We start from the raw sequence: 20,890 nt of genomic DNA, 5'->3' as shown, positions 1-20,890 counted from the left end.
GGTCATATCCGAACGGCACGCCCCGTCCCGCGCATTTCGAAGCCATAGGACACCTTTCTGCTCACCTTGTTTAAGTCAACGTACAGGAGGCGCATAGTTCGGATTGGCCGTTGCCGCTACGGCAATCATGTTGGCTTGCCAATAGAAAAGCCCGCACAGGCTACGCGGGCTTTTCACTAGACGGGCTAGAAGCAGAAAGCGGGAAACAAGTGGAAGGCGTTCGCCGAGCCGTAGTAGCTGATCAAGGTGCCGCTATCGAGGACATAATAGAAGCTCGTGGATTTGTTCGGGTCAACAGAACGAGTCCAGTGATACTTGCTCGACGATGAAGCCTCGTAATGGTTCGACGTCGTCACGCGCTTGGATTTGTAGTACTCGTACTGGCTGCCATCGGACTGGAGGTCACCATAGATTTCCGCCGTCGAGAGCAGGAAGACCTTGTCGGTCGTGGCCGAGGGGGTGCCGGCGCTGCCGCCGCCCTTGTTATCGGTCATCTTCGTGACGGCCTTCACCTTGGACTGGAGCTCGGAGGGCAAAAGCGCCCAGAGGTCGCCGGAGCTGAGGCGGCCGCGGAGCTCCGACTTCTCCCATCCGCCGGCGTTGGTAAACTCGGCGTTCATACGCTGTCTGCCCATAGCATCGTTTGTCGCCTCGAACGTCAAACCGGCCTTGCCGGAGCCGTCCGCAAGGTCATCGTGGTTGATGCCAACTATACGGTACGCGAGCGTCTGACCGTTCGTCAGCTTGGTAGAGAATATCGTGCCTGCGTCCATGACCGCCTTGGCCTTGGAATACGCAGGCGAGGCCTCTCCCTTGGCGGCGATGTCCTCGGCCACGGCCTTCTGCTCATCCAGCGTCCAGTCCTTCGCGTCCTTGGCGATGGCCGCCTGGACGGTCGCGGAATCGGCCCCGCCGGACGCGCCGCCTCCCTCGGTGCCGCCTGTCGTCCCGCTGTTCACCGTGTTGCCCACCAGGTTGAACTGATTGCGGATGGCACCTGCGACGGCGGGGCCGGCGAAGACAACGACGAGCGAGATGACGGCGATGATCAGGACGTACTCGATGATTGACTGTCCTCGGAGGCGGGTATTTCTAGGAGATACCCCCCCCCCGAAGGTTATTTGCCGCTGCATGCATAGGCGACACTCCCTTCGTATGGGGATTGATATTGCATGCAGGAAGTTACTATGGGCCAAACAGATTAGGGCATAACGTGCCGCAGCGGCATTAGTCAACTTGGGTTATCTGAACCGTGGGAAAGTCTCGGGACGTAGTTCCGTTGAGAGGACAATTCCATGGCTCAGTCCGCAGGTGCAGAAAACATGAAGGGCGCCGAGAAGGTCCACGTCCCGCCCATCAAGACACAGGGCATCAAGACGAAGCTCGTCCCGTGGATCGCGCGGTGCGCCCCATCCGCTGCCTGGACGGTCTGGGTCGAGCCGTTCATGGGCTCGGACGTCGTCGGCTTCAACCTCGCCCCGAGGCGGGCACTGTTCTCGGACACGAACGTCCATATCATCGACTTCTATCGGTCCATCCAGGACGGACAGCTCACCGCCGCCGGCTGTAGGAAGTTCCTTGAATCCGAAGGCGCACGCCTGAAATCGAGGGGGGGGGATTACTACTATGAGGTCCGCGACCGGTTCAACGAATCGCATGACCCTTACGATTTTCTCTTCCTCAACCGGTCATGCTTCAACGGCCTCATGAGGTTTAACCGCCAGCACCGCTACAACGTCCCCTATGGGCACAACGACAACCGTTTCTCCAAGGCGTACGTCACGAAGATCGTGAACCAGGTCGAGCAAGTCCAAGCAAAGATCGCCGAGAATGATTGGGAGTTTCTGACCATGGACTACGGGGACGCCATAGATGCCGCTCCTAGCAAATCCCTCATTTACTGCGATCCGCCCTATATCGGACTCACGAGCACCTATTTCGACACCTGGGACGAGGAGAAGGAAAAGGGGCTGCACGATTCGCTCATGGAAAGCGGGTGCAGGTTCATGGTTTCCTCGTGGTCGCACAACGACTACCGGAGCAATGAGCTCATCGGCTCGCTTTGGTCGGATTGCCACGTCTCCTACACCGACCATGCCTATATCGTCAACGGTAAGCATAGGCCCGTGGTCGAGGTACTGCTGACGAACTATGAGGCGGAATGAGGGAGCCTCGCAGGGCGGTGACTAATACCGCAATCCCCCGCCCTAGCCCATCAGGAGCGATTTATGGGGCTACATACGAGACGGTCGTGGAGGGTGGGTGAATTCCGTTATACTCCTCGTATTTCGGATTCTGGCTCGTTTCTGGCGGCATCAGCTGCGGGCAAGGATCTCGTAAGCATACCCAAGCTAAAAGACGTCCGATTGTCAAGCCGCATTGCGCCGTTTCAAGGTGTTTCGTCATAGGCGCACGGCGCAACTAGCCGCAGTAGCTAGGCGCAGGCGGATGGGTTTCGCGTATGTAGAAGAATACAGGCGTAATAGATTACATATGCGGAATCAGTAGATTCAGAAATTTGGAATAGAAGTGAAGGGGGGATCCATTAAAACTGCGATTCTACAAAACCGCAGGTAGATGGGCATGTCCTTATTAGCTAAAAAACAGCCGTTGATTCTTTTTTGATTACCTTGTTGATTCCTGATAAAAAAAGGTCAGGCACTAGGTGCCTGACCTGCAAACTTCTGGTCGGGACGACTGGATTCGAACCAGCGACCCCTTGACCCCCAGTCAAGTGCGCTACCAAGCTGCGCCACGTCCCGAAGCTTTTGTTTGTTGCTCTGCTCTCGCTCGCAACAGGGAGTATATTAACCCGAAACTTTAGACTTGTGCAAGAACTTTTTTATAAATTTTGAAGCAAGTCCAAAATTGTATCTGCGAGCTGGGGTTTTGTTAGCACGGGAAGCTCTTGCGTACCCGTTGTGCTCACAATCCAGGCCTTGTTGGTATCGGTTCCAAAGCCCGAATCGGCGCGCGAGACATCGTTGGCGATAATGGCATCGCAGCCCTTGCGGGCGAGCTTGCGCTGCGCGTACTCCACGACGTTATCGGTCTCGGCCGCAAATCCGATCACGCATCGCTCGCCCTTCTGGCGCGAGAGCTCGGCCAAAATATCGACCGTCTCGACCAGTTCGATGCGATCCAGGCGCTCGTTGGCCTTTTTGAGCTTATGGTCCGCAGGGGCCGCGGGGGTGTAGTCGGCGACGGCGGCCGCACAAATTGCCGCATCGGCCGTCTGGAAGGCGCTCAGGGCCGCCTGGAGCATCTCTGCGGCGGTCTGCACGCGCACGCACTCCACGCCGCGGAGCACATCGAGTGATGTCGGTCCCAACACGAGCGTGACCGCAGCGCCGCGGCGTGCGGCCTCCCCCGCCAGAGCGATACCCATCTTGCCCGATGAACGGTTACCAATGAAGCGCACGGGGTCGATCGGCTCGTGCGTGGGACCGGCGGTAATTACGATGCGCTTACCTGCCAGGTCCTGTGGCGCGGGGTTGAGCACCTCACAGACAGCCTCTACGATGTCCTCGGGCTCGCTCATGCGTCCCGTGTCCACGTCGCCGCAGGCAAGGTAGCCGCTGCCCGGACCCACCACATGGACACCGCGCTCGAGCAGCGTGGCCATGTTGGCCTGCGTCGCCGGCGCCTTCCACATGCCGTTGTTCATAGCGGGTGCGATCACGATGGGTCGCGGCGTCGCAAGCAGCGTGGTGGAGATGAGGTCATCGGCGACGCCGTTGGCCATCTTGGCGATGATATTGGCCGTCGCGGGCGCCACGACCACCAGATCGGGCTCCTGCGCCAGCGAGATATGGTGGATGGGGTCGGAGGGGTCGTCGAACAGGCCCACAGCGACCGGCTCGCCCGTGAGCGCACGGAAGGTGAGCGGCCCCACGAACTCCGTGGCATGTTCGCTCATGACGACCTTAACGCGGGCGCCTCGCTTTTGCAGCAGGCGCACGATATTGCACGACTTATAGGCGGCGATCCCGCCGGTAATGCCCAGCAGGATCGTTTTTCCCTCAAGTTGCATTGAATTGTTGGGTGCCGCCGTCATCGTTAGGCTTCCTTGCTGGGGAGCACGAGCAGGCGGTGGCAGTACGGGCAGTGCGTAATCTCACTGCCGTCGTGGTTGAGGTCGCTCATGGACGACGCCTGCAGCGCAGTGTGGCAGACCGTGGGGATGTTGCCCTTGATGGTCTCGACGGCCAGGCCGCGGAACTGCTTGAGCAGGCGCTCGTAGTCGGTGAGCACGTCGGTCGGCAGTGTGGCGGCAAGCGCGGTGCGCTCCTTGATGGCGGCATCAATCTGTGCCTGGAGGTCGGCGGCCTTGGCGCGGGCAGCCTTGGTATCTGCCTTCACGCCCTCCTCGAACTTGGCGATGATAACCTGCGCGCGAGCCTCGCGGTCGAGCGCCTCCTTATGGGCGACAACGACGTCCTTGCGGGTGTGCTCGATCTTGTCCAGACGCTTGGCCAGGGTGGCGAGCTCGTTCTCCAGGTCCTGAACCTCGCGGTAGTCGGAGCCGTCGACGTGGCGCTTCTTGGCAGCCTCGATGGCGTTGTTAGTCTGAATCTCGGTGGTGTTGAGATCGTCGAGCTCAATGTCCAGATCCTTGCGCTGGGCGTAGAGCTTGGTCATCTCGGACTTGAGCTTCACATAGGTCTTGCGCTTGGAAGCGAGCTCCTTGAGCTCCGGCATATTGGCAAGTTCGCTCTTGTTACGGGCGAGCTCCAAATCGATCTGTTGCAGCTTGAGTAGCGTAGCGCCGGCGCTCATAAGTTCTCTCCTTTTGTCACAGTCCACCATTGGCAAGGGTTTAGTATTTTAATCGCATGACGGGGGTCGACCCCGGCGTCAACTGCAGAGTTCATCAATATATCAACGAACGGTTCCTCGGAGCGGTCGTGGCCGAGCAAGATCACCGACAGCCCGCGCAAGGCAAGGTCTTGCGCCACGTGGTATCCCGCCTCGCCCGTCACGACAACGTCCGCGCTCGCGGCGATGGCGAGCTCTCCAAAGTCGCCCAGGGAGCCGCCCAAAATGGCGACGGTGCGGCACGGGCGATCGGCTTCGCCCCACACACGCGGGTCGCTGCCGAAGGCCGTGGCAGCACGGGTGGCAAGATCGCGCAGCGTGTACGGGTCGTTGAGCGTTGCAAGCGCGCCCAGGCCGGTTGCCTCGGGGTCGTCCACGTGCTCCAGTGAGCTCACGGGTGCGGCACCCAGCAGCTCGCTCAGGCAGACACGGGCTTCGTGCGAGCGGTCCAGGTTGGTGTGGAGCGATATGATGCTCACGCCGCAACGGGCCGCCTCATAGAGTGCCGCGCTGCACTGGGGGCGAGTGGTATCCGCTGGACAAAACGCCTCGGGCGCCTTGATATAGACAGGATGATGCGTCAGCAGCACGTTTGCACCGGCTTCTTGGGCGCGGAGAACATTAGCTTCGGTCGCATCGAGCGCGCAGGCAACACCGGTGATCTCAGCAGCGGGATCTCCCACAGATAGCCCAACATGATCCCAGCCCTCGGCGTCCATCTTGGGGTAGCGCGCCAGCAGCGCACGTTCAAGCTCGGCGACGATCATGCGGCACCCACGATCGAGAGCAGCGTCTGGGCAAACTCGTCCAGATCGCCCGGATTCACACGGTCATCGAAGGAGATGCGCAGTGCACCCAGGGCCTGCTCGCGGCCAATACCCATGGCGCTGAGAACATGGCTCGGGTCCATGCTGCCGCTCGAGCAGGCAGAACCGGCCGATACCTCAAAGCCGGCGGCGTCTAGCTTGATGATGAGCTCCTCGGAGTCCATGCCGTCGACGTAGATGGAAACCATGCCCGGCAGACGATCGGCCTGTGCGTAGTCGCCCATGGTGGCATGAATACGCGGATGAGCCGTAAGCGTGGCGTAGAGCTTATCGGATAAGACCTGCAGCGTCGCGCGCTCCTGGGCCACGTTCGGCAACAGCGCGGAAGCGGCAGCGGCAAAAGCAAGCTGTGTACGCAGGTCCTGCGTGCCGGCACGAAGACCGGCCTCCTGTCCGCCGCCAAAGATGCGCGGGCGCAGCGGCGTGCGGCTCTTAAGGTAGAGCGCGCCGGATGCCACGGGGCCGCCGATCTTGTGCGCGGCAACGGTCATAGCATCGACGCCCAGCTCGGTGACATCGAGCGGAATATGCAAGTACCCTTGGATGGCATCGGTATGAAACAGGGCGCCGGCAGCATGTGCGGCCGCGGCAAGCTCGCGGATGGGCTGCGCCACGCCGGTCTCGTTGTTGGCAACCATGATGCTCACGAGCGCCACGTCGTTGCCGAGCAGTTCGACAAGCGTGGCAGGCTCAATGTAGCCCATGCGGCAGGGCTGCACCAAGTCGACGGTAAAGCCGGCGGCACGCAGCAGCGGCAGGTTGTCCAGAATCGAATCGTGCTCGATGGCCGAAACGATTACACGATCGCGCTTGCGATCGCGCTGACGAGCACCCTCGGCAAGACCGAGCAGCGCCAGCTGGTTGGCCTCGGTGCCGCCGTTGGTAAGGATGATCTCGGACGGGCGAACGCGCGCGCCAAAGCTATGGGCGATCTCGCGACGCGCCACTTCCAGGCGCGCAGCGGCCTTGCGGCCGAGCGAATGCAGCGAGTTGGGGTTGACGCCGGCAAGCTCGCTGTCGTCGTACTCGCGCTGCGCAAGGAGCGCCTCGGCGCGCATGGGCGTCGAGGCGGCATAGTCAAGATTCACGGGTATGCGGTTTTGACCTGCGGTCATAAGGGTTTATGCCTCCTGTGCAGCCTCGTTGCCCAGCTTCTGCAGCAGCGCAACCTCAGCGGCGGGATCTTCGGACTTAAAAACAGCGGAACCGGCCACGAGCACGTTGGCGCCGGCCTTGACGACTTCGGCAATGTTCTTGGAAGAAATGCCGCCGTCGACCTCAATCATGGGCGACACGCCGTGGCGCTCGCACATGGCCTTGAGCTCGTGGAGCTTGGCGATAGTCCCCGGGATAAAGCTCTGGCCGCCAAAGCCGGGGTTCACGCTCATGAGCAGCACCATGTCGACAACTTCGATGATGCTCTCGAGCACGCAGACGGGGGTGGCGGGGTTGAGTACCACACCGGCCTTGACGCCGCGCTGCTGCAGATGCGTGAGCGTGCGGTGCAGGTGCGTGGAGGCCTCGTAGTGCACGGTGATCATGTCGGCACCGGCGTCGGCGTACCAATCGACCGTCTCGTCGGGGTTCGACACCATCAGGTGCGCGTCGACCGGTACATCGGTGGAGCGCTTGACAGCCTTGAGGATGTCGACGCCAAAGGTGAGGTTGCCGGTAAAGTGACCGTCCATAACGTCGAAGTGCACGTAGTCGGCACCGGCGATCTTGTCGAGCTCGCCCTTGAGGTTGGCCATATCGGCCGAAAGGACGGACGGAGCGATTTTGATGGAACCCATGGTAGTAGCCTTTCTGCGCTAGTCGGTGAGTCCGTAGAACTCTTGAGAAGGGACACGGTCGGTAAGAATCTCGAGCGCCCTATCCAAAGTAACACCGTTGTAGAGCGTTTGCTCCACGGCAAAGGTGAGCGGAATGTCTACGCCCAGTGAACGGGCGAGTTCGCTGACGCTGCGGGCCGCGACGGCGCCTTCGACCACCATATGCGTGCGCGTCTGATACTCGTTGAGTGACACGCCGTGGGCAAACTCGTAGCCAAAGGTGCGGTTGCGCGAATGCTCCGAGGTGCAGGTGGCAATGAGGTCGCCCATGCCGGCGAGTCCCATGCAGGTCATAGCTTGACCGCCGCGGGCGTGCACCAGACGGCTGATCTCGGCCAGGCCGCGCGTCATGATAAGGGCAAGCGTATTGTCGCCGGCACCGGTGCCGGCGGAGATGCCGCACACGATGGCGATAACGTTTTTCATGGCACCGCAAACCTCGACGCCGGTCATGTCCTGCGACAGGTAGATGCGGAAGGCCGTGGATAGGAGCAGGTCCTTAAAGGTCTCCCCTATCTGCGGGTCTTTGCTGGCGATGACGGCGGCAGAAAGCCCGCCGCGGCAGATCTCCTCGGCATGGTTGGGGCCGGAGAGCGCCGCCACGCGCGCCTCGTTGCCGATCTCGCTGGCAATGACCTCGCTCATGAGCAGGCCGGACTCGGGCTCAATGCCCTTCGTGAGGCAGAGCACCGGGGTATCGGCGGCGATGAAGGGTGCTGCCTGATGACATACGCTGCGAAGGTGCGTCGAAGGAACGGCAAAGATGATGGCCTCGGCACCGTCGAGCGCCTGCGCCAGGTCCGTCGTGGCGACGACGTTGCCGGGCAGCTTGTAGCCCACAAGGTAGCGGGGGTTGCGGTGCTCGCCGTTAATGCCGGAGGCCGTCTGCTCGCTGTGGGCCCACATGGTCACGCGCTCGGCCCGCGCGGCGGCAAGGCCCGCGACGGCGGTTCCCCAGGAGCCGGAGCCAATCAGCGCAACATTCATGACTCTCTCCTACTTATCGTCGGGCTCGGTGACGCGCTTGGTAAACGAGAGCTTGGACTCCTTACCCGTCATGAGCTTTTTGATGTTCGCACGATGCGCCCACACCACAGTAATGCCGATCAGCGCCATGCAAAACTTAAGTCCCAGGCTGCTGTACGGAAAGACCGCGCAGACAGCGATGGGAAGACCGATGGCCGCGGCAAGCGAGCCCACCGACACAAACTTGGTGATGGCGACGGCCACGATAAACATGCCCAGCAGCGAAAGTCCGATGGGCCAGTACCAAGCGAGGATGACGCCCAGACCAACTGCGATGCCCTTGCCGCCATGGAAGTTGAGGTAGGGCGAGAAGATATGGCCCCACACGGCTGCCAGGCAGATGACGCCGAGCATCCAGTCGCCGGCGGCACCGGGGGCCATAATGCTCACGGGGAAGCCATAGCCCAAGTCGGCAATGAGCGGACGCGCGATAAGGACACAGATGGCGCCCTTAAGGCAGTCGAGCAGCAGCGTGAGCGCGGCCACCTTGGGGCCGGCCACGCGCAGGGCGTTGGTGGTGCCGATGTTGCCGGAGCCCGCCTTGCGAATGTCGGTGTGGTTGAACACGCGGCCCAGGATCAGGCCAAACGGAATCGCCCCGATAAAGAACGAGACCACGGCACAGATGGCGGTCAGAAGAATCGGATTATGCATCCTTTTGCTCCTTCTTCCTAAAGAAGAGTCGAATGGGTGTGCCGGCAAAGTCGAAGGTCGAGCGCATGCGGTTCTCCACGTAGCGCTGGTAGGTGTCGTTGACCAGGTCACTGTGGTTGACGAAGAACGTGAACGTCGGCGGGTTGACGCCCGTCTGGGTCACGTAATGCATACGCAGGCGGCGCTTGCCGTCCACCACGGTATGACCGAACTCGCGCAGGTCGGTGAGGAACGTGTTGAGGCGTGAGGTACTGATCTTTTGCGAGCGCGTCTTTTCGGCCGCGTCGACCATCGACCAGATCTTCTCGACGCTACGGCCGGTCAGGGCTGAGATGCGCAGGTACTGGGCCCAGGGAGCCATGACGCCCAGACGGCGGTCGACGGTCTCCATGCAGGCCTCGCGCTTGCGGTCATCGTCGAGCAGGTCCCACTTGTTGAGCAGCACCACGATGGCGCAGCCGCGCTCGATGGCAAGACCCATGACCTTCTGGTCCTGCTCGGTAACGCCCACGGAGGCGTCGACGACGAGCAGCGCCACGTCGGCGCGGTCGATGGCGCGCAGGCCGCGGACCATGGAGTAGTACTCGATGTTCTCGTACACGGTGCTCTTCTTGCGAATACCCGCGGTGTCGACCATGCGGTAGTGCTTGCCGTTGCGCTCCACGACGGTGTCGATGGCATCGCGCGTGGTGCCGGCGATGTTGGACACGATGGAACGGTCGGCGCCCAGGATGCGGTTGAACAGCGAGGACTTACCGGCGTTGGGGCGGCCGATGATGGCCACGTTCAGCGCATCGGGGAACTCGTCGGCGACCTCGTCCTCCTCCTCGGGCAACAGGGCCACGATGTCGTCGAGCAGGTCGCCCGTGCCGTGGCCGTGCAGGGCCGAAAGCGGCGTGGGCTCACCGATGCCGAGCGAATAGAACTCCCAGATGCTGTCATTTTCGCGGTCGGGGTTATCGAGCTTGTTCACCAGCAGAAAGACCGGCTTGTCGCAGCGCTTGAGCATGCGAGCGACCGACTCGTCCTCCTCGGTGACGCCGGTGCGGCCGTCGACCACAAACAGGATGACGGCGGCTTCCTCGGCGGCGGCGAGGGCCTGGTCGCGGATGGACGTGGCAAAGACATCGTCGCTCTTGAGCGGCTCGATACCGCCCGTGTCGACGATGGTGAACTCGCGGCCGTTCCAATCGGCCGTGTGATACGAGCGGTCGCGCGTGACGCCGCGGGACTCGTGGACGATGGCGTCCGAGGTCTGGGCCAGGCGGTTAACGAGCGTGGACTTGCCCACGTTGGGGCGTCCGACGACGGCGACGATAGGTTTCATCTGCTCTCCTTTAATGGGTAGGGTCAGTGGAATTAGTAGAGTCGGCAGGCACAATGCCAAGGATGCGCTCCAGGGTATCGAGCAGCTCATGCGGCATGGTCGACACCACATGAACCTCGGCGCCGCGACTGGTAAGGCTTGCGAGTAAATCGTCACGATGATACTCGTCAAGCGTCATGCCGTCAGCGTTGAACATGAGCTTAGGCACAAAGAGCATAACCCCCGACAGATCTTGGGGCAGCTGCTCCAGAATGTCACACGCGACGATGAGGCCGGTCACGTCCACGTTGCCGCCAAAGTAGCGGTTCTTGATGGCCGTGACAGTGCCGGCGAGACCATACGGCGACTCCACAAAGCGCGCCACGGTGTCGCGCGCGCTGTCGCCGGAGAGGCACAGCAGGCGCTGGTTGCGCTCGGCGATGCCAGCGCGGACGCGGGCCAGACGCTCGGCGTCGGCGGCAAGCACGTCGTCGGTCTCGTCCAGATACGAGCGGATCATGCCGATGCCGTCGTAGTACTGCGGGTAACCGTCGTAAAAGTCCGCCTCGGGAGGATCGATGCCGGCGTCCAGATAGAATTCGTCGCTCATCTGGAAGGTGTGGCGGCCAAAGCGCTCATAGGCACGATCCTGGAAGGGCCTGATCATGGCGATGGTCTCGCGCGCTAGCTCGGGTTTGTCGCTGTAGGACCAGCTAAAACGGTTCTGATGCTTGGTAAAACCGAGCGGCACAATGCCCAGGCTGGTGATTTGCTCGTGCTCCTCGCAAAAGCGCAGGGTCTTTTCCAGCTCCTCGCCGTCGTTCATGCCGGGGCACAACACGATCTGCGCATGAATCTCTATGCCGGCGGCCATGATGGCCTCGAGCACATCCATGCCGCGCTGGGCGTTACGGCCCATCATGCGGCGGCGGACGTCGGGGCTTACGGCGTGGACCGACACGTTCATGGGGCTCATGTTGCGTTGGATGACGTTTTGCACGTCCTCGTCGGTGAGGTTCGTGAGCGTAACAAAGTTGCCCTGCAAAAAGCTTAGGCGATAGTCGTCATCGCGAATATAGAGCGTGGAGCGGCCGCCCTTGGGGAGCATCGTCATAAAGCAGAACACGCAGGCGTTCACACAGGTGCGCATGCCATCGAAGATAGGGCCATCGAACTCAAGGCCCCAGTCCTCTCCTGGGAAGCGGTCGAGCTCGACGGAGGTGACGGTGTTGTCGCGCGGGTCGAAAACCTCGAGGTCGACGGTATCATCGTCGGCCTCCCAGAGCCACACAATCATGTCGGTAAGCTGCTCACCGTTGACCGTGAGCACGCGCATGCCCGGCTCGATACCCACATCCCACGCGGGCGATTCGGGACGCACGTTCTTAACGAGCGCGCCCTCACCCGGCTCGGGATCGCGGCTGCGCCCGTAATCGGCCACCTCGGCGGCGTATGCGGGTACGGTCTGGTCCATGATTAGCGGCAAAGCTCCTTGATGCGCGTGACCGCGCGCTCGATGTGTTCTTGCGGGGTGGAAGCTCCGGCGGTGATGCCGATGTGGTGAGCGTCGGTAAACCACGCGGCCTGGAGCTCGGAAGCTTCCTCGATATGATACGTGCGCTCGCAGGCGTCTGCGCAAATCTGCGCCAGGCGGCGGGTGTTGCCCGAGTTCTTGCCGCCCACCACGACCATGCAGTCGCAGCGGTTGGCAAGTGTGGCTGCTGCCTGTTGACGCTCACTCGTGGCGGCGCAGATGGTGTTGATCACACGCAGCTCCTGCACGCGCGGGGTTATGGCGGCCACGACCTCGGCGAGGTTCTGCGCGGTCTGGGTGGTCTGCACGACGAGGCCTACCTTGCCCTTGAGCGGCAGCGCGTCCGCATCGGCAGCGCAACTCACGACCTGCGCGTCATTGCCGGCGTGGCCCAGAATACCCTCGACCTCTGGGTGGCCCGGCTCGCCCACGACGATCACGCGGTAGCCTTCGCGCACCAGGCGCTCGGCCGCCACATGGACCTTCTTCACGTAGGGGCAGGTGGCGTCAACCACGGTAAGGTCGCGCTTGCGGGCAGCATCGATCACCTGCGGCACCACGCCGTGGGCGCGGATAATCACGGTGCCGGTTGCGGCGTCATCCAGGGTTTCGGCCAAGCCAACGCCCGCCTGAGCGAGCTCGCGTACCACGATGGGGTTATGGATAAGCGGACCCAAGGTATGAACCTGAGTGCACTCCCCTGCCTGCGGCGCGGCGGCCAGCGCCATATCGAGCGCACGCTGTACGCCATAGCAAGTGCCGGCGTGGGCGGCGATCTCGATGGAAGGCGCGATTGCCTGGTCGGACGCAGTCGCGGAGGTGTTCGTCACGTTCTCGCTCATGGCTAGAACCTGCCCGGATGCTCGTCGCACAGCTCGTCTCGCATGGCGTAGACGCGGCTCATGGCCTCGGACTCAAACCATTCCAGGCGCTCCGTGCGCTTAAGCCCGGCCGGTGCGTCGGAAAGCGAGACGGCCTTGCCGGCGCGGATCCAGCACTTCTTAGGGCGCATGATCTTTTTGCCCGCGGGCGTGATGTCGGACCAGCCGCAGATGGCGAGCGGGTTCACGGGTGCCTTGCCCATCTGAGCGATGAGCGCAAAACCGCCGTGGACCTCGGGCTTGATTTCGCGCGAGCGGATGCGCGTGCCCTCGGGGAAGATCAGGACGTCCTCGCCGCGCTGCAGCGCATGCTGGGCGGCGCGCAGGCACTTCATATCGGCAGTACCGCGCTCCACGGGGATGCCGCCCACGCGGCTAAAGGCCCAGCGCACAATCTTGGACTTGGCAAATTCGGACTTAAAGATGGGGCGGATGCGGCGGCCGCCAAAGAACAGCGCCGTCTCCACGGCCAAGAGTTCGGCCATCGAGGTGTGGTTGCAGATGACTACGCTACCGCGGCCTTCCTGGCGCTCAAACAGCAGGTCGGCGTCCTCGACCTTCCAGCGCCACATGAGCTTGGAGAAGGTCCACAGGATTGCCATGACCACGACAACGGTGCCGCGGATGAGCGCCGGGAACTCGGCGTAGGGGGCGTTGTAGTAATCCTCGGGCGTCTGTTTAAACAGGCGCATGGGCTACCTCCTTTGGTTGATGAGGTCTTCGATGATCGAGACGACCTCGTCGATAGTGTGAGCGGTGGAGTCGACGTGCACGGCGTCCTCGGCGGGCACGAGCGGGGCGACCTCGCGGCTGCTGTCAAGCTTGTCGCGCTGCTTGAGGGCGTCGAGGGTCTCGTCGACCTCGGCTTCGAGCTGCTCGGACGTGAGCGGCTGGGCATCGTTTTGGTGACGCTGAAGCACGCGGCGGCGGGCGCGCTCACGCGGGTCGGCAGTCAGGAACACCTTGACCTGTGCGTTGGGGAACACGACGGTGCCGATGTCGCGACCCTCGGCGACGATGTCGCGGTCCTCGGCGGCGCGGCGCTGATGGATGAGCATGGCGGCGCGGACGCCCGGGTAGGCCGAGACCTTGGATACGTTGGCGTCGACCTGCGGGGTGCGGATGGCGGCTGAAGCGTCCTGACCGTCAATGGTCAGGCGCGTGTCCTCACCGGTGCCGTTGGTAAAGCGGATCTCGATCTGCTCGGCGAGGGCGTCGATTGCCGCCTCGTCGTCCAGATCGATGCCGCGGTCGAGCGCGGCGAAGGTGACGGCGCGATACATGGCGCCCGTGTCGAGCTTGTTAAAGCCCAGCTGGCGGGCGATCTCCTTGGCGATGGTGGACTTGCCGGAACCGGCGGGGCCGTCGATGGCGACGATCATGCAATGCTTCCTTTCGATGATTGACGTGCTGGTATGGTTCGCGGGCGTTGGGGCGCGGCGGATTGCCTAGCCCGTGTAGCGCTCGCGGTAGGTGTTGCGCTTGGGCGCGGAGCCGTGGCTGCCGTGGTGACGCGTGCGGCTGGCGGTGTTGGTCGCCGGCGCGGCGACGCGCTTGGAGCTGGCCTGCTTGGGCGGGATGCCGCCGCTTTTTAGGATCTGCACCTCGCGGTCGGTGAGCTCGCGCCACGAGCCCTTGGCCACGCCCTCGAGCTCCAGGCCGGCAAAGTTGCAGCGATGCAGACGGATTACCGGATGGTGAATCTTGCCCAGCATGCGCTTGACCTGGTTCTTGCGTCCCTCGCGGATGATGACCTCCACGGCGGTGGTGCCGGGCTTGACGCCTTGCGGAGCCACGGCCTCTGCCTCGCGCGCGTTGATGACGCGGCAGATTGCCGGCTGGCACAGGCCGTCGTCGAGCTCGATGCCGCGACGTAGCGGGGTAAGATCGCGGTCGGACAAGTCTCCGTCCACGAGCGCCTGGTAGGTCTTGTAGACGTGCTTGCTCGGGTGCAGCAGGTCCTGCGACAGGTCGCCGTCGGTGGTAAAGAGCAAAAGGCCTGTGGTGTCGCGGTCCAGACGACCCACCGGGAAGAGTCCCGGAAAGCGGTCGCGGGGGACCAGGTCGGCCACGCAAGGGCGCTCCTGCGGGTCGCTCATGGTGGTGAGGTAGCCGGTCGGCTTGTAGAGCATCAGGTACACGGCGCCCTGGTTGAGCTTGACGGGCATGCCGTCGACCTCGATATGGTCGCGGTCGACGTCGACCTTGGTGCCCAGTTCGGTCGCGACCTCGCCGTTGACGGTCACGCGGCCGGCGGTCATCAGGTCCTCCGAGCCACGGCGGCTCGCCACGCCCGCGCGCGCTAAAAAGCGCTGCAGGCGCATGGTGTGCGGATAGACGGGCTGGGCGTCGGTGGCGGGTACTGCGTTGCCCATGGCGCGCGTCTCCCCTACTTCGTTAGTCCTCGTCATGCAAATCCTCCGAGGTCTCGTCGACGACCAGGGTCTCCAAGTTCTCGACTGCCTCAACATCTACAACATCGGTATCGAGCAGTTCGCGCTCTTCGTCTAAGTCCTCGGCTTGCTCCTCGAGCGTGGACTGAATACTGCGGCCGCTCAGACGCTCGCGGATAAACTGGCGCGACTGCTCGTCTGGGGCAAACTGCTCCAGGTCGGGCAGGTCGCGGGTGGAGCGCAGGCCGAACTTTTCCAAGAAGGCGTTGGTCGTGCCGTAGATGATGGCTTGACCGCGCTGGGGATCGCGGCCGAGCTCACGCACCAGACCCTTGTCCACAAGCGACGCGATGACGCCGTCGGAATTGACGCCGCGGATGCCCTTCACCACCTCGCGCGTCACGGGCTGGTGGTATGCGATCACGGCCAGGGTCTCGAGTGCCGCTTGCGATAACTTTTGCGTGTCCCAGCTCAACACATAGGCCTCGACCACGTCGTGGTAGGCGGGGTGCGTAAACAGGCGCCAGCCGCCGGCGACCTCGCGCAGCTGAAAGCCGCGGTTGGCCTCCTCGTACTCAACCTTGAGCTCGGCGAGCAGCGACGCGCACTCGCCGGGGGCGATATCCAGTGCGCCGGCCAGCGCGGGCGCACTCACCGGGTCGCTCGACACCAGCAGCAGCGCCTCGAGGGCGCCTTTGAGGCTGTTTGCCTCCAGCGTGGAAAGGGTTGACATGGTTGCGGCTCCTATTCGGTGAGCTCGGGGCCCTCGCCGGGCACATAGGCCTCGGCACCCTCGACGCGGTTGATGCGGATGGTTCCAAAGATCTCGTCCTGGCTCAGCGTGAGCGAGCCGCGCTTGGCGAGCTCAAGCATAGCTAGGAAGGTGACAACGAGCTGCTCGGTGGTGGCATCGCCGTCCAGTAGCTCGCGGAAGGTGCAGGTTTGGTGCGCCATGGTAAAGCGGTCGACTGAGGCCACGGTCAGGTCGAGCGGCACGCGATGCGGCGCCACGTGCTCGGCCTCCAGCAGGAAAGTCTGGCGCTTGCCGTCCAGGTCGGCACAGATGACGGCGAGACCGCGCAGCGTGATGCCGGCAAGGTAGTCGGGCATAAGGCCTAGGAACTCCGGGTCGGGACCGGCCACACGCGGGTGCATGCGGCTTTCGGCCTGCATGCGCGCGCCAAGGGCCGCGGCCGCGCCCTTAAACTGCTTGTAGGCAATTAGGCGCTGGATCAGGACCTCGCGCAGGGCGTCGCCGTCGAGCGCGCTGAGCTCCTCGAGGTCTTCGTCGAACTCGTCATCGTCGTCATCGACTTTGCGCGGGGCCTCCTGCGGCACTAGAGAGGCAGCCTTGATGTCCAAAAGGGTTGCCGCCACCAGCAAAAAGTCGCTCGCCACGTCCAGGTCCAGCGCCTCAATGCGCTCTGCCTCGGCAAGGTACTGTTCGGCCACCTCGCTGATGGAGATGGCGCCGATATCTACTTTTTGGCGGGTTACCAGCTGCAGCAGCAGGTCGAACGGTCCGCTGTAGACCTGCGTCGACACGCGATACGACATCTTCGACCTCCTTTGACGGCGCCTTCGCGGCGCGGTTTGGGCGCATGTTCTGACCGTTTTGCACGGTCGACCTGTAAGTTTACCTTAGATGCCGGCGATTGCGAAGTTGAGCAGCTGCTCAGCAAGCGGATACACGGTAACGTCGAAATAGCGGCCGATCACGTCGATGCCGGTCCACATGGGCAGCAGGTACAGCACTAGGATGAGGATGGGCATAGCGTATTGCTGCAGACGATAATAGTTGTTGAGAGCCTTGCCTTTAAGGAACGGCACAATGATCGAAGAGCCGTCGAGCGGTGGGATCGGGATGAGGTTGAAGAACGCGAGTGACAGGTTGACTACGATAAACGTGGCGCCGAAGTTCATGATCTGTGACGCCAGGGCAAAGGACATGCGGGTGTAGAGGTTGCCGTATGCCGTGTGCATGAGGGCGGCCGCAAGGCACGCGAGGGCGATGTTCGATGCGGGGCCGGCTGCGCTAACCAGGACCTCATCGCGCTTGGGGTGCTTGAGGTTGTTGAGGTAGACGGGCACGGGCTTGGCGAAGGCGAACACCGGGCCGCCGGCGGCAAGCATGAGCAGCGGCAAGATGATGGTGCCAAACGGGTCGATATGGTTGAGCGGGTTGAGCGAGACACGACCGCGCGAACGGGCCGTCTTATCGCCGAGTGCCCAGGCCGCGGCGGCGTGCGCACTCTCGTGGATCACGATGCCGACGATGACGGCGACCGCGCTGGCGAGCAGGTTCATGAAGTAGCTGCTGGACATAACAATCCCCTAGCGGACGCGGCGCGAGGCGCGCGTGAGCAGGTAGTCGGCCACAAACAGGATGACGGCCACGATGGCGTAATCTAAGCGGAACACGCCGCCAAAGGGCGAGGTGATGACGCCGTAGCCGGCGATGGCACTCGGCAGTGCGCGCGAAAGCTCAACGACAAAGCCGACGATCTGCAGCTTGGCGGTCAGGCCGCTAAAGCACAGCAGCACGGTCATCGCGCTCATAAAAATGCCGCAGATGCGACAGGCGATGGCGATGATGCTCATCGCCACGGCAGCGGCCTTACGAGAGTTCACGCGCGGTCTCCTCTTCGATCTGGGTGGAAAGCTCCAGCCATTCGTCCTCGAGCTTGGGCAGCTCTTGCTTAAGGCCGTTATATTCCCCCAGCGCGGCGTTGAACTTGTCCTGATCGGCATAAAGCTCTTCGCTGGCCATCAATTCCATAAGCTCGTCATAGCGGGCGCGTTTTTTGTCGAGCTCAGCCTCGATCTTCTTGAGCTGGTTGCGCACGCCCTTGAGCTTTTTGTTGAGCGCAGCGCGGGCCTGGGCCTCGGCGCGCTTTTGCTCCTTGGTCTTTTTGCCCTCGGCAGGCTTGGAAGCAGCGGCGGGCGTATCGGGCTGGGCTGCGGTGACCTTAGCGGACTTGGTCGCGGCCGGCGTACTCTCCCCTGCTGCTTCGACGGCGGCGCGGGCTGCGAGGTCCTCGCGCTTGTAGAGGTAGTAGTCGTAGTCGCCGTCGTAGACCGTGACCTTACCATCGCGGATGTCGATGATGCGGTTGGCCACGGCGCGTACCAGGTGCTCGTCGTGGCTGATCAGCACAATGGTACCGGGGAAGTTTTGCAGGGCGTTCTCGAGCATGTCCACCGAGTCGATGTCCAGGTGGTTGGTGGGCTCGTCCAGGCACAGGAGCGCCTCGGGGGCCACGAGCATCTTGGCGAGCGCTAGCCGCGCCTTTTCGCCACCGGAGAGGACGCGGACCTGCTTCTCGATGGAGTCGTTGTCGCTAAACAGGAAGGCGCCCAGCAGGCTACGCTGTTGCGGCACGGTCCACTTGGGTGTGACGGTGTCGATCTCTTGCAGGACGGTGTTGGACTCGGTCATGCCTTCGAGCGCGTGCTGGGCATAGTAGGCGACGCCGACGTTGGTTCCCAGGTCGCGGGTGCCGGTGGTGGGCGGCTCCAGGCCGGCGAGGATCTTCATGAGGGTGGACTTGCCGGCGCCGTTAGGGCCGACGAGTGCCACATGCTCGCCGCGGTAGAGTTTGAGGTCGATGTCGCTGTAGATGTGCTTGTCGCCGTAGGACTTGGAGACGCCTTCCAAGCCCACGACCATGTCGCCGGAGCGCGGTGGGTCGGGGAACTTAAAGTCGATGTGCTTGTGACCCTCGGGCAGGATGACAAGCTCCTTTTTGATCTGCTCGATCTTGCGGATGCGCTCTTGGGCCTGGGCGGCCTTGGTGGGCTTGTAGCGGAACTTGTCAACGAAGACCTGCATGTGGGCGATGTCGCGCTCCTGGGCGGCGCGCTTGGCACGCATCTGCTCCAGGTTGTCCTCGCGCTGCTTGAGGTAGCTACTGTAGTTGCCGGTGTAGGTGGTCACGCGGCGGTTTTCGAGAGCGGCGACATGGTCGACGCAGGCGTCCATGAAGGCGCGGTCGTGGCTGACGATGAGGACGGCGCCGTCGTAGTTGGCGATAAAGCCGCGCAGCCATTGGACGCTCTCGAGGTCCAGGTGGTTGGTGGGCTCGTCCAGAAGCAGCAGGTCGGGGTGGCGCAGGAAGAGCTTGGCAAGCGCGATGCGCATCTGCCAGCCGCCAGAGAACTCGGAGCACGGGCGCTCAAAGTCGGTGACCTTAAAGCCCAGGCCGGACAGGATTTTGCGCGCGTTGCTCTCGAGCTCGTAGCCACCCAGGTGCTCAAAGCGGTCCTGGACCTGGCCGTACTCGTTAAGGAGCGCATCGACGTCTTTGCCCTGTTCGGAGAGCTCGGTGATCTGAGCCTGCAGCTCGTTGGCGCGCTCGCCCATGCGGCGGATTTCCTTGGCAGCGGCCATGACCTCGGCGAGGATGGTGGTGTCCTTGTGCTCGAGGTTGGTTTCCTGCTCTAGGTAGCCTACCTGGCAGTCCTTGGCGTACTGGACCTGGCCGGCGTCGGGGCTGTCGATGCCCATGATGATTTTGAGCATGGTGGTTTTGCCGGCTCCGTTGGGGCCCACGAGCGCGAAGCGCTCGCCGGGGTTGATCTGGAAGGACGCGCCGCTAAAGAGGACGCGCGCGCCGAAGCTTTTTTCGATCTTGTCGACCAGGAGGATCATGCTGCCGCCTTTGACCTTGTGTTCCTATATGAAAAAAGGCCCCAACTTGCGTTGGAGCCTCATTCAATGCTCGGGTGGAGACGAGGGGGATCGAACCCCTGACCTCTTGACTGCCAGTCAAGCGCTCTCCCAGCTGAGCTACGCCCCCGTGCGAAGAAGTACTATACGGGAACTCGGACGGCGATGCAAGGACAATTTTGGAAAAACTTTCCGGGGGCGCCGTCGCGCCCCCGCGGGGCCGGGCCAGCCCGCGGGGGCGCCCGACCCCCGCACGGCCCGTACGCCGGCCGAATTGGCGCGCGGAACGTGACCCTCCCCGCGCAACCGGATTTCCTATGCGTCGCCAGTCCCATTATCGGGTCCGATTGCGAACCGTCCCTCATCTGCGCCTCAGAACTATGCCGGTTTACTACGATGAATCAGGAATGTTCGACCACGCACGCCTTTTCGTGTAACCGTCGGGCTTTCTACCTGCGGTTTTGCAAACGGAGAACACGCGGTGCTCGGGGGTCGCCGATCCGTCGTAGTAAACCAGCATGGTTTTGAAATGGCATCAGGTTGAATTCACGCAGAAATGTTTTGGAGCCCTGAATTTAAGGCCTTAACTTTTTATAAAACACTTTTTATCTGCGGCGGGCCTAGATTAGCTGTTGTTTAGCATCGAACTTGATCTTGCGTTGTGCGACTTGCTCGTGCATGGTAGTATTTCACGACGTGAAGCGAAGAAATTAGGCCTGAGTTGCCTTTGCTAGAATTGCATTCACCGTTCATAAGGGCTCTTGGCGCAACGGTTAGCGCAGGGGACTCATAATCCCTGGGTTCTGGGTTCGAATCCCGGAGGGCCCACCAGAGTATTTCGAAGCCGGGCATTACGCCCGGCCTCTTTGTTATTGGCGCTGCAGACTAGGTTTGCCATCCAGAAACGTAAAGTTATTAACATTCATATTCGTAATTAACAATGGGTATGT

The 20,890-nt window shown here is 62.3% G+C and carries 20 protein-coding genes and 3 tRNA genes; 2 read left to right on the top strand and 21 right to left on the bottom strand.

The window, feature by feature from the left end; genetic code table 11:
- Positions 1-185: 185 nt before the first annotated feature.
- Positions 186-1,133 carry a DUF6273 domain-containing protein gene (locus tag DWZ01_RS01625; protein ID WP_117847739.1) on the bottom strand — a complete coding sequence of 316 codons (948 nt, stop codon included), beginning with the start codon at positions 1,131-1,133 and terminating at the stop codon, positions 186-188.
- 162 nt (positions 1,134-1,295) lie between these two features.
- On the opposite strand from DWZ01_RS01625, the gene DWZ01_RS01620 reads away from it, so the two are divergent.
- Positions 1,296-2,165, top strand: a complete 870-nt coding sequence (locus tag DWZ01_RS01620; RefSeq protein WP_199412360.1) for a Dam family site-specific DNA-(adenine-N6)-methyltransferase — start codon at positions 1,296-1,298, stop codon at positions 2,163-2,165.
- A 520-nt stretch (positions 2,166-2,685) separates the two neighbouring features.
- Here the strand turns inward: DWZ01_RS01620 and DWZ01_RS01615 are convergent.
- From DWZ01_RS01615 to DWZ01_RS01520, 20 genes are all read right to left on the bottom strand, one after another.
- Positions 2,686-2,762, bottom strand: a tRNA-Pro gene (locus DWZ01_RS01615).
- A gap of 80 nt (positions 2,763-2,842) precedes the next feature.
- A complete protein-coding gene (gene coaBC, locus DWZ01_RS01610) occupies positions 2,843-4,057 on the bottom strand; it encodes a bifunctional phosphopantothenoylcysteine decarboxylase/phosphopantothenate--cysteine ligase CoaBC (RefSeq protein WP_233504593.1) in 1,215 nt (404 codons plus the stop codon).
- A 2-nt stretch (positions 4,058-4,059) separates the two neighbouring features.
- On the bottom strand, positions 4,060-4,779 hold the full coding sequence (locus DWZ01_RS01605) for a zinc ribbon domain-containing protein (protein ID WP_117847737.1): 720 nt from the start codon (positions 4,777-4,779) through the stop codon (positions 4,060-4,062).
- Positions 4,776-5,585 carry a Nif3-like dinuclear metal center hexameric protein gene (locus DWZ01_RS01600; RefSeq protein ID WP_117769697.1) on the bottom strand — a complete coding sequence of 270 codons (810 nt, stop codon included), beginning with the start codon at positions 5,583-5,585 and terminating at the stop codon, positions 4,776-4,778. Before DWZ01_RS01600 ends, DWZ01_RS01605 begins: the two co-directional genes overlap by 4 nt.
- Positions 5,582-6,760, bottom strand: a complete 1,179-nt coding sequence (locus tag DWZ01_RS01595) for a cysteine desulfurase family protein (RefSeq protein ID WP_117769696.1) — start codon at positions 6,758-6,760, stop codon at positions 5,582-5,584. Before DWZ01_RS01595 ends, DWZ01_RS01600 begins: the two co-directional genes overlap by 4 nt.
- A gap of 6 nt (positions 6,761-6,766) precedes the next feature.
- On the bottom strand, positions 6,767-7,438 hold the full coding sequence (gene rpe / locus DWZ01_RS01590) for a ribulose-phosphate 3-epimerase (RefSeq protein ID WP_117769695.1): 672 nt from the start codon (positions 7,436-7,438) through the stop codon (positions 6,767-6,769).
- Positions 7,439-7,456: 18 nt separating this feature from the next.
- A complete protein-coding gene (locus DWZ01_RS01585) occupies positions 7,457-8,464 on the bottom strand; it encodes an NAD(P)H-dependent glycerol-3-phosphate dehydrogenase (RefSeq protein ID WP_117769694.1) in 1,008 nt (335 codons plus the stop codon).
- A gap of 9 nt (positions 8,465-8,473) precedes the next feature.
- Entirely contained in the window at positions 8,474-9,157 is a 684-nt protein-coding gene (plsY, locus tag DWZ01_RS01580; RefSeq protein ID WP_052044181.1) for a glycerol-3-phosphate 1-O-acyltransferase PlsY, read from the bottom strand.
- Positions 9,150-10,484, bottom strand: a complete 1,335-nt coding sequence (gene der, locus DWZ01_RS01575) for a ribosome biogenesis GTPase Der (protein WP_117769693.1) — start codon at positions 10,482-10,484, stop codon at positions 9,150-9,152. Before der ends, plsY begins: the two co-directional genes overlap by 8 nt.
- A gap of 10 nt (positions 10,485-10,494) precedes the next feature.
- A complete protein-coding gene (locus DWZ01_RS01570) occupies positions 10,495-11,937 on the bottom strand; it encodes a DUF512 domain-containing protein (RefSeq protein WP_117769692.1) in 1,443 nt (480 codons plus the stop codon).
- A 2-nt stretch (positions 11,938-11,939) separates the two neighbouring features.
- Complete coding sequence (locus DWZ01_RS01565; RefSeq protein ID WP_199411345.1) at positions 11,940-12,839, bottom strand: 4-hydroxy-3-methylbut-2-enyl diphosphate reductase; 900 nt, start codon at positions 12,837-12,839, stop codon at positions 11,940-11,942.
- Between the two features lie 2 nt (positions 12,840-12,841).
- A complete protein-coding gene (locus tag DWZ01_RS01560; protein WP_117769691.1) occupies positions 12,842-13,570 on the bottom strand; it encodes a lysophospholipid acyltransferase family protein in 729 nt (242 codons plus the stop codon).
- 3 nt (positions 13,571-13,573) lie between these two features.
- On the bottom strand, positions 13,574-14,260 hold the full coding sequence (gene cmk / locus DWZ01_RS01555) for a (d)CMP kinase (RefSeq protein WP_117769690.1): 687 nt from the start codon (positions 14,258-14,260) through the stop codon (positions 13,574-13,576).
- 66 nt (positions 14,261-14,326) lie between these two features.
- Positions 14,327-15,289, bottom strand: a complete 963-nt coding sequence (locus tag DWZ01_RS01550; RefSeq protein ID WP_369832475.1) for a pseudouridine synthase — start codon at positions 15,287-15,289, stop codon at positions 14,327-14,329.
- On the bottom strand, positions 15,276-16,004 hold the full coding sequence (scpB, locus tag DWZ01_RS01545; RefSeq protein ID WP_117769688.1) for an SMC-Scp complex subunit ScpB: 729 nt from the start codon (positions 16,002-16,004) through the stop codon (positions 15,276-15,278). Before scpB ends, DWZ01_RS01550 begins: the two co-directional genes overlap by 14 nt.
- 11 nt (positions 16,005-16,015) lie before the next feature.
- Positions 16,016-16,828, bottom strand: coding sequence for a ScpA family protein (locus tag DWZ01_RS01540; protein WP_117769687.1), 813 nt, complete (start codon positions 16,826-16,828; stop codon positions 16,016-16,018).
- Positions 16,829-16,912: 84 nt separating this feature from the next.
- Positions 16,913-17,596 (bottom strand): site-2 protease family protein, encoded by a 684-nt coding sequence (locus tag DWZ01_RS01535; protein WP_117769686.1) that lies wholly within the window; start codon positions 17,594-17,596, stop codon positions 16,913-16,915.
- 9 nt (positions 17,597-17,605) lie between these two features.
- Complete coding sequence (locus DWZ01_RS01530; RefSeq protein WP_164473297.1) at positions 17,606-17,902, bottom strand: hypothetical protein; 297 nt, start codon at positions 17,900-17,902, stop codon at positions 17,606-17,608.
- The gene (locus DWZ01_RS01525) at positions 17,889-19,922 is read right to left on the bottom strand and encodes an ABC-F family ATP-binding cassette domain-containing protein (protein WP_117847735.1); all 2,034 of its coding nucleotides are present in this window, start codon (positions 19,920-19,922) and stop codon (positions 17,889-17,891) included. Before DWZ01_RS01525 ends, DWZ01_RS01530 begins: the two co-directional genes overlap by 14 nt.
- Positions 19,923-19,997: 75 nt before the next feature.
- Positions 19,998-20,070: transfer RNA gene (locus DWZ01_RS01520), tRNA-Ala, on the bottom strand.
- A 625-nt stretch (positions 20,071-20,695) separates the two neighbouring features.
- On the opposite strand from DWZ01_RS01520, the gene DWZ01_RS01515 reads away from it, so the two are divergent.
- Positions 20,696-20,771, top strand: a tRNA-Ile gene (locus tag DWZ01_RS01515).
- The last annotated feature ends 119 nt before the right edge of the window (positions 20,772-20,890 follow it).

It is taken from the genome of Collinsella sp. AF28-5AC, from assembly GCF_003457875.1.
Taxonomy (GTDB): domain Bacteria; phylum Actinomycetota; class Coriobacteriia; order Coriobacteriales; family Coriobacteriaceae; genus Collinsella.
Note: the sequence above shows the minus strand (reverse complement) of the source record. Positions and strands in the feature narration are given on the sequence as shown.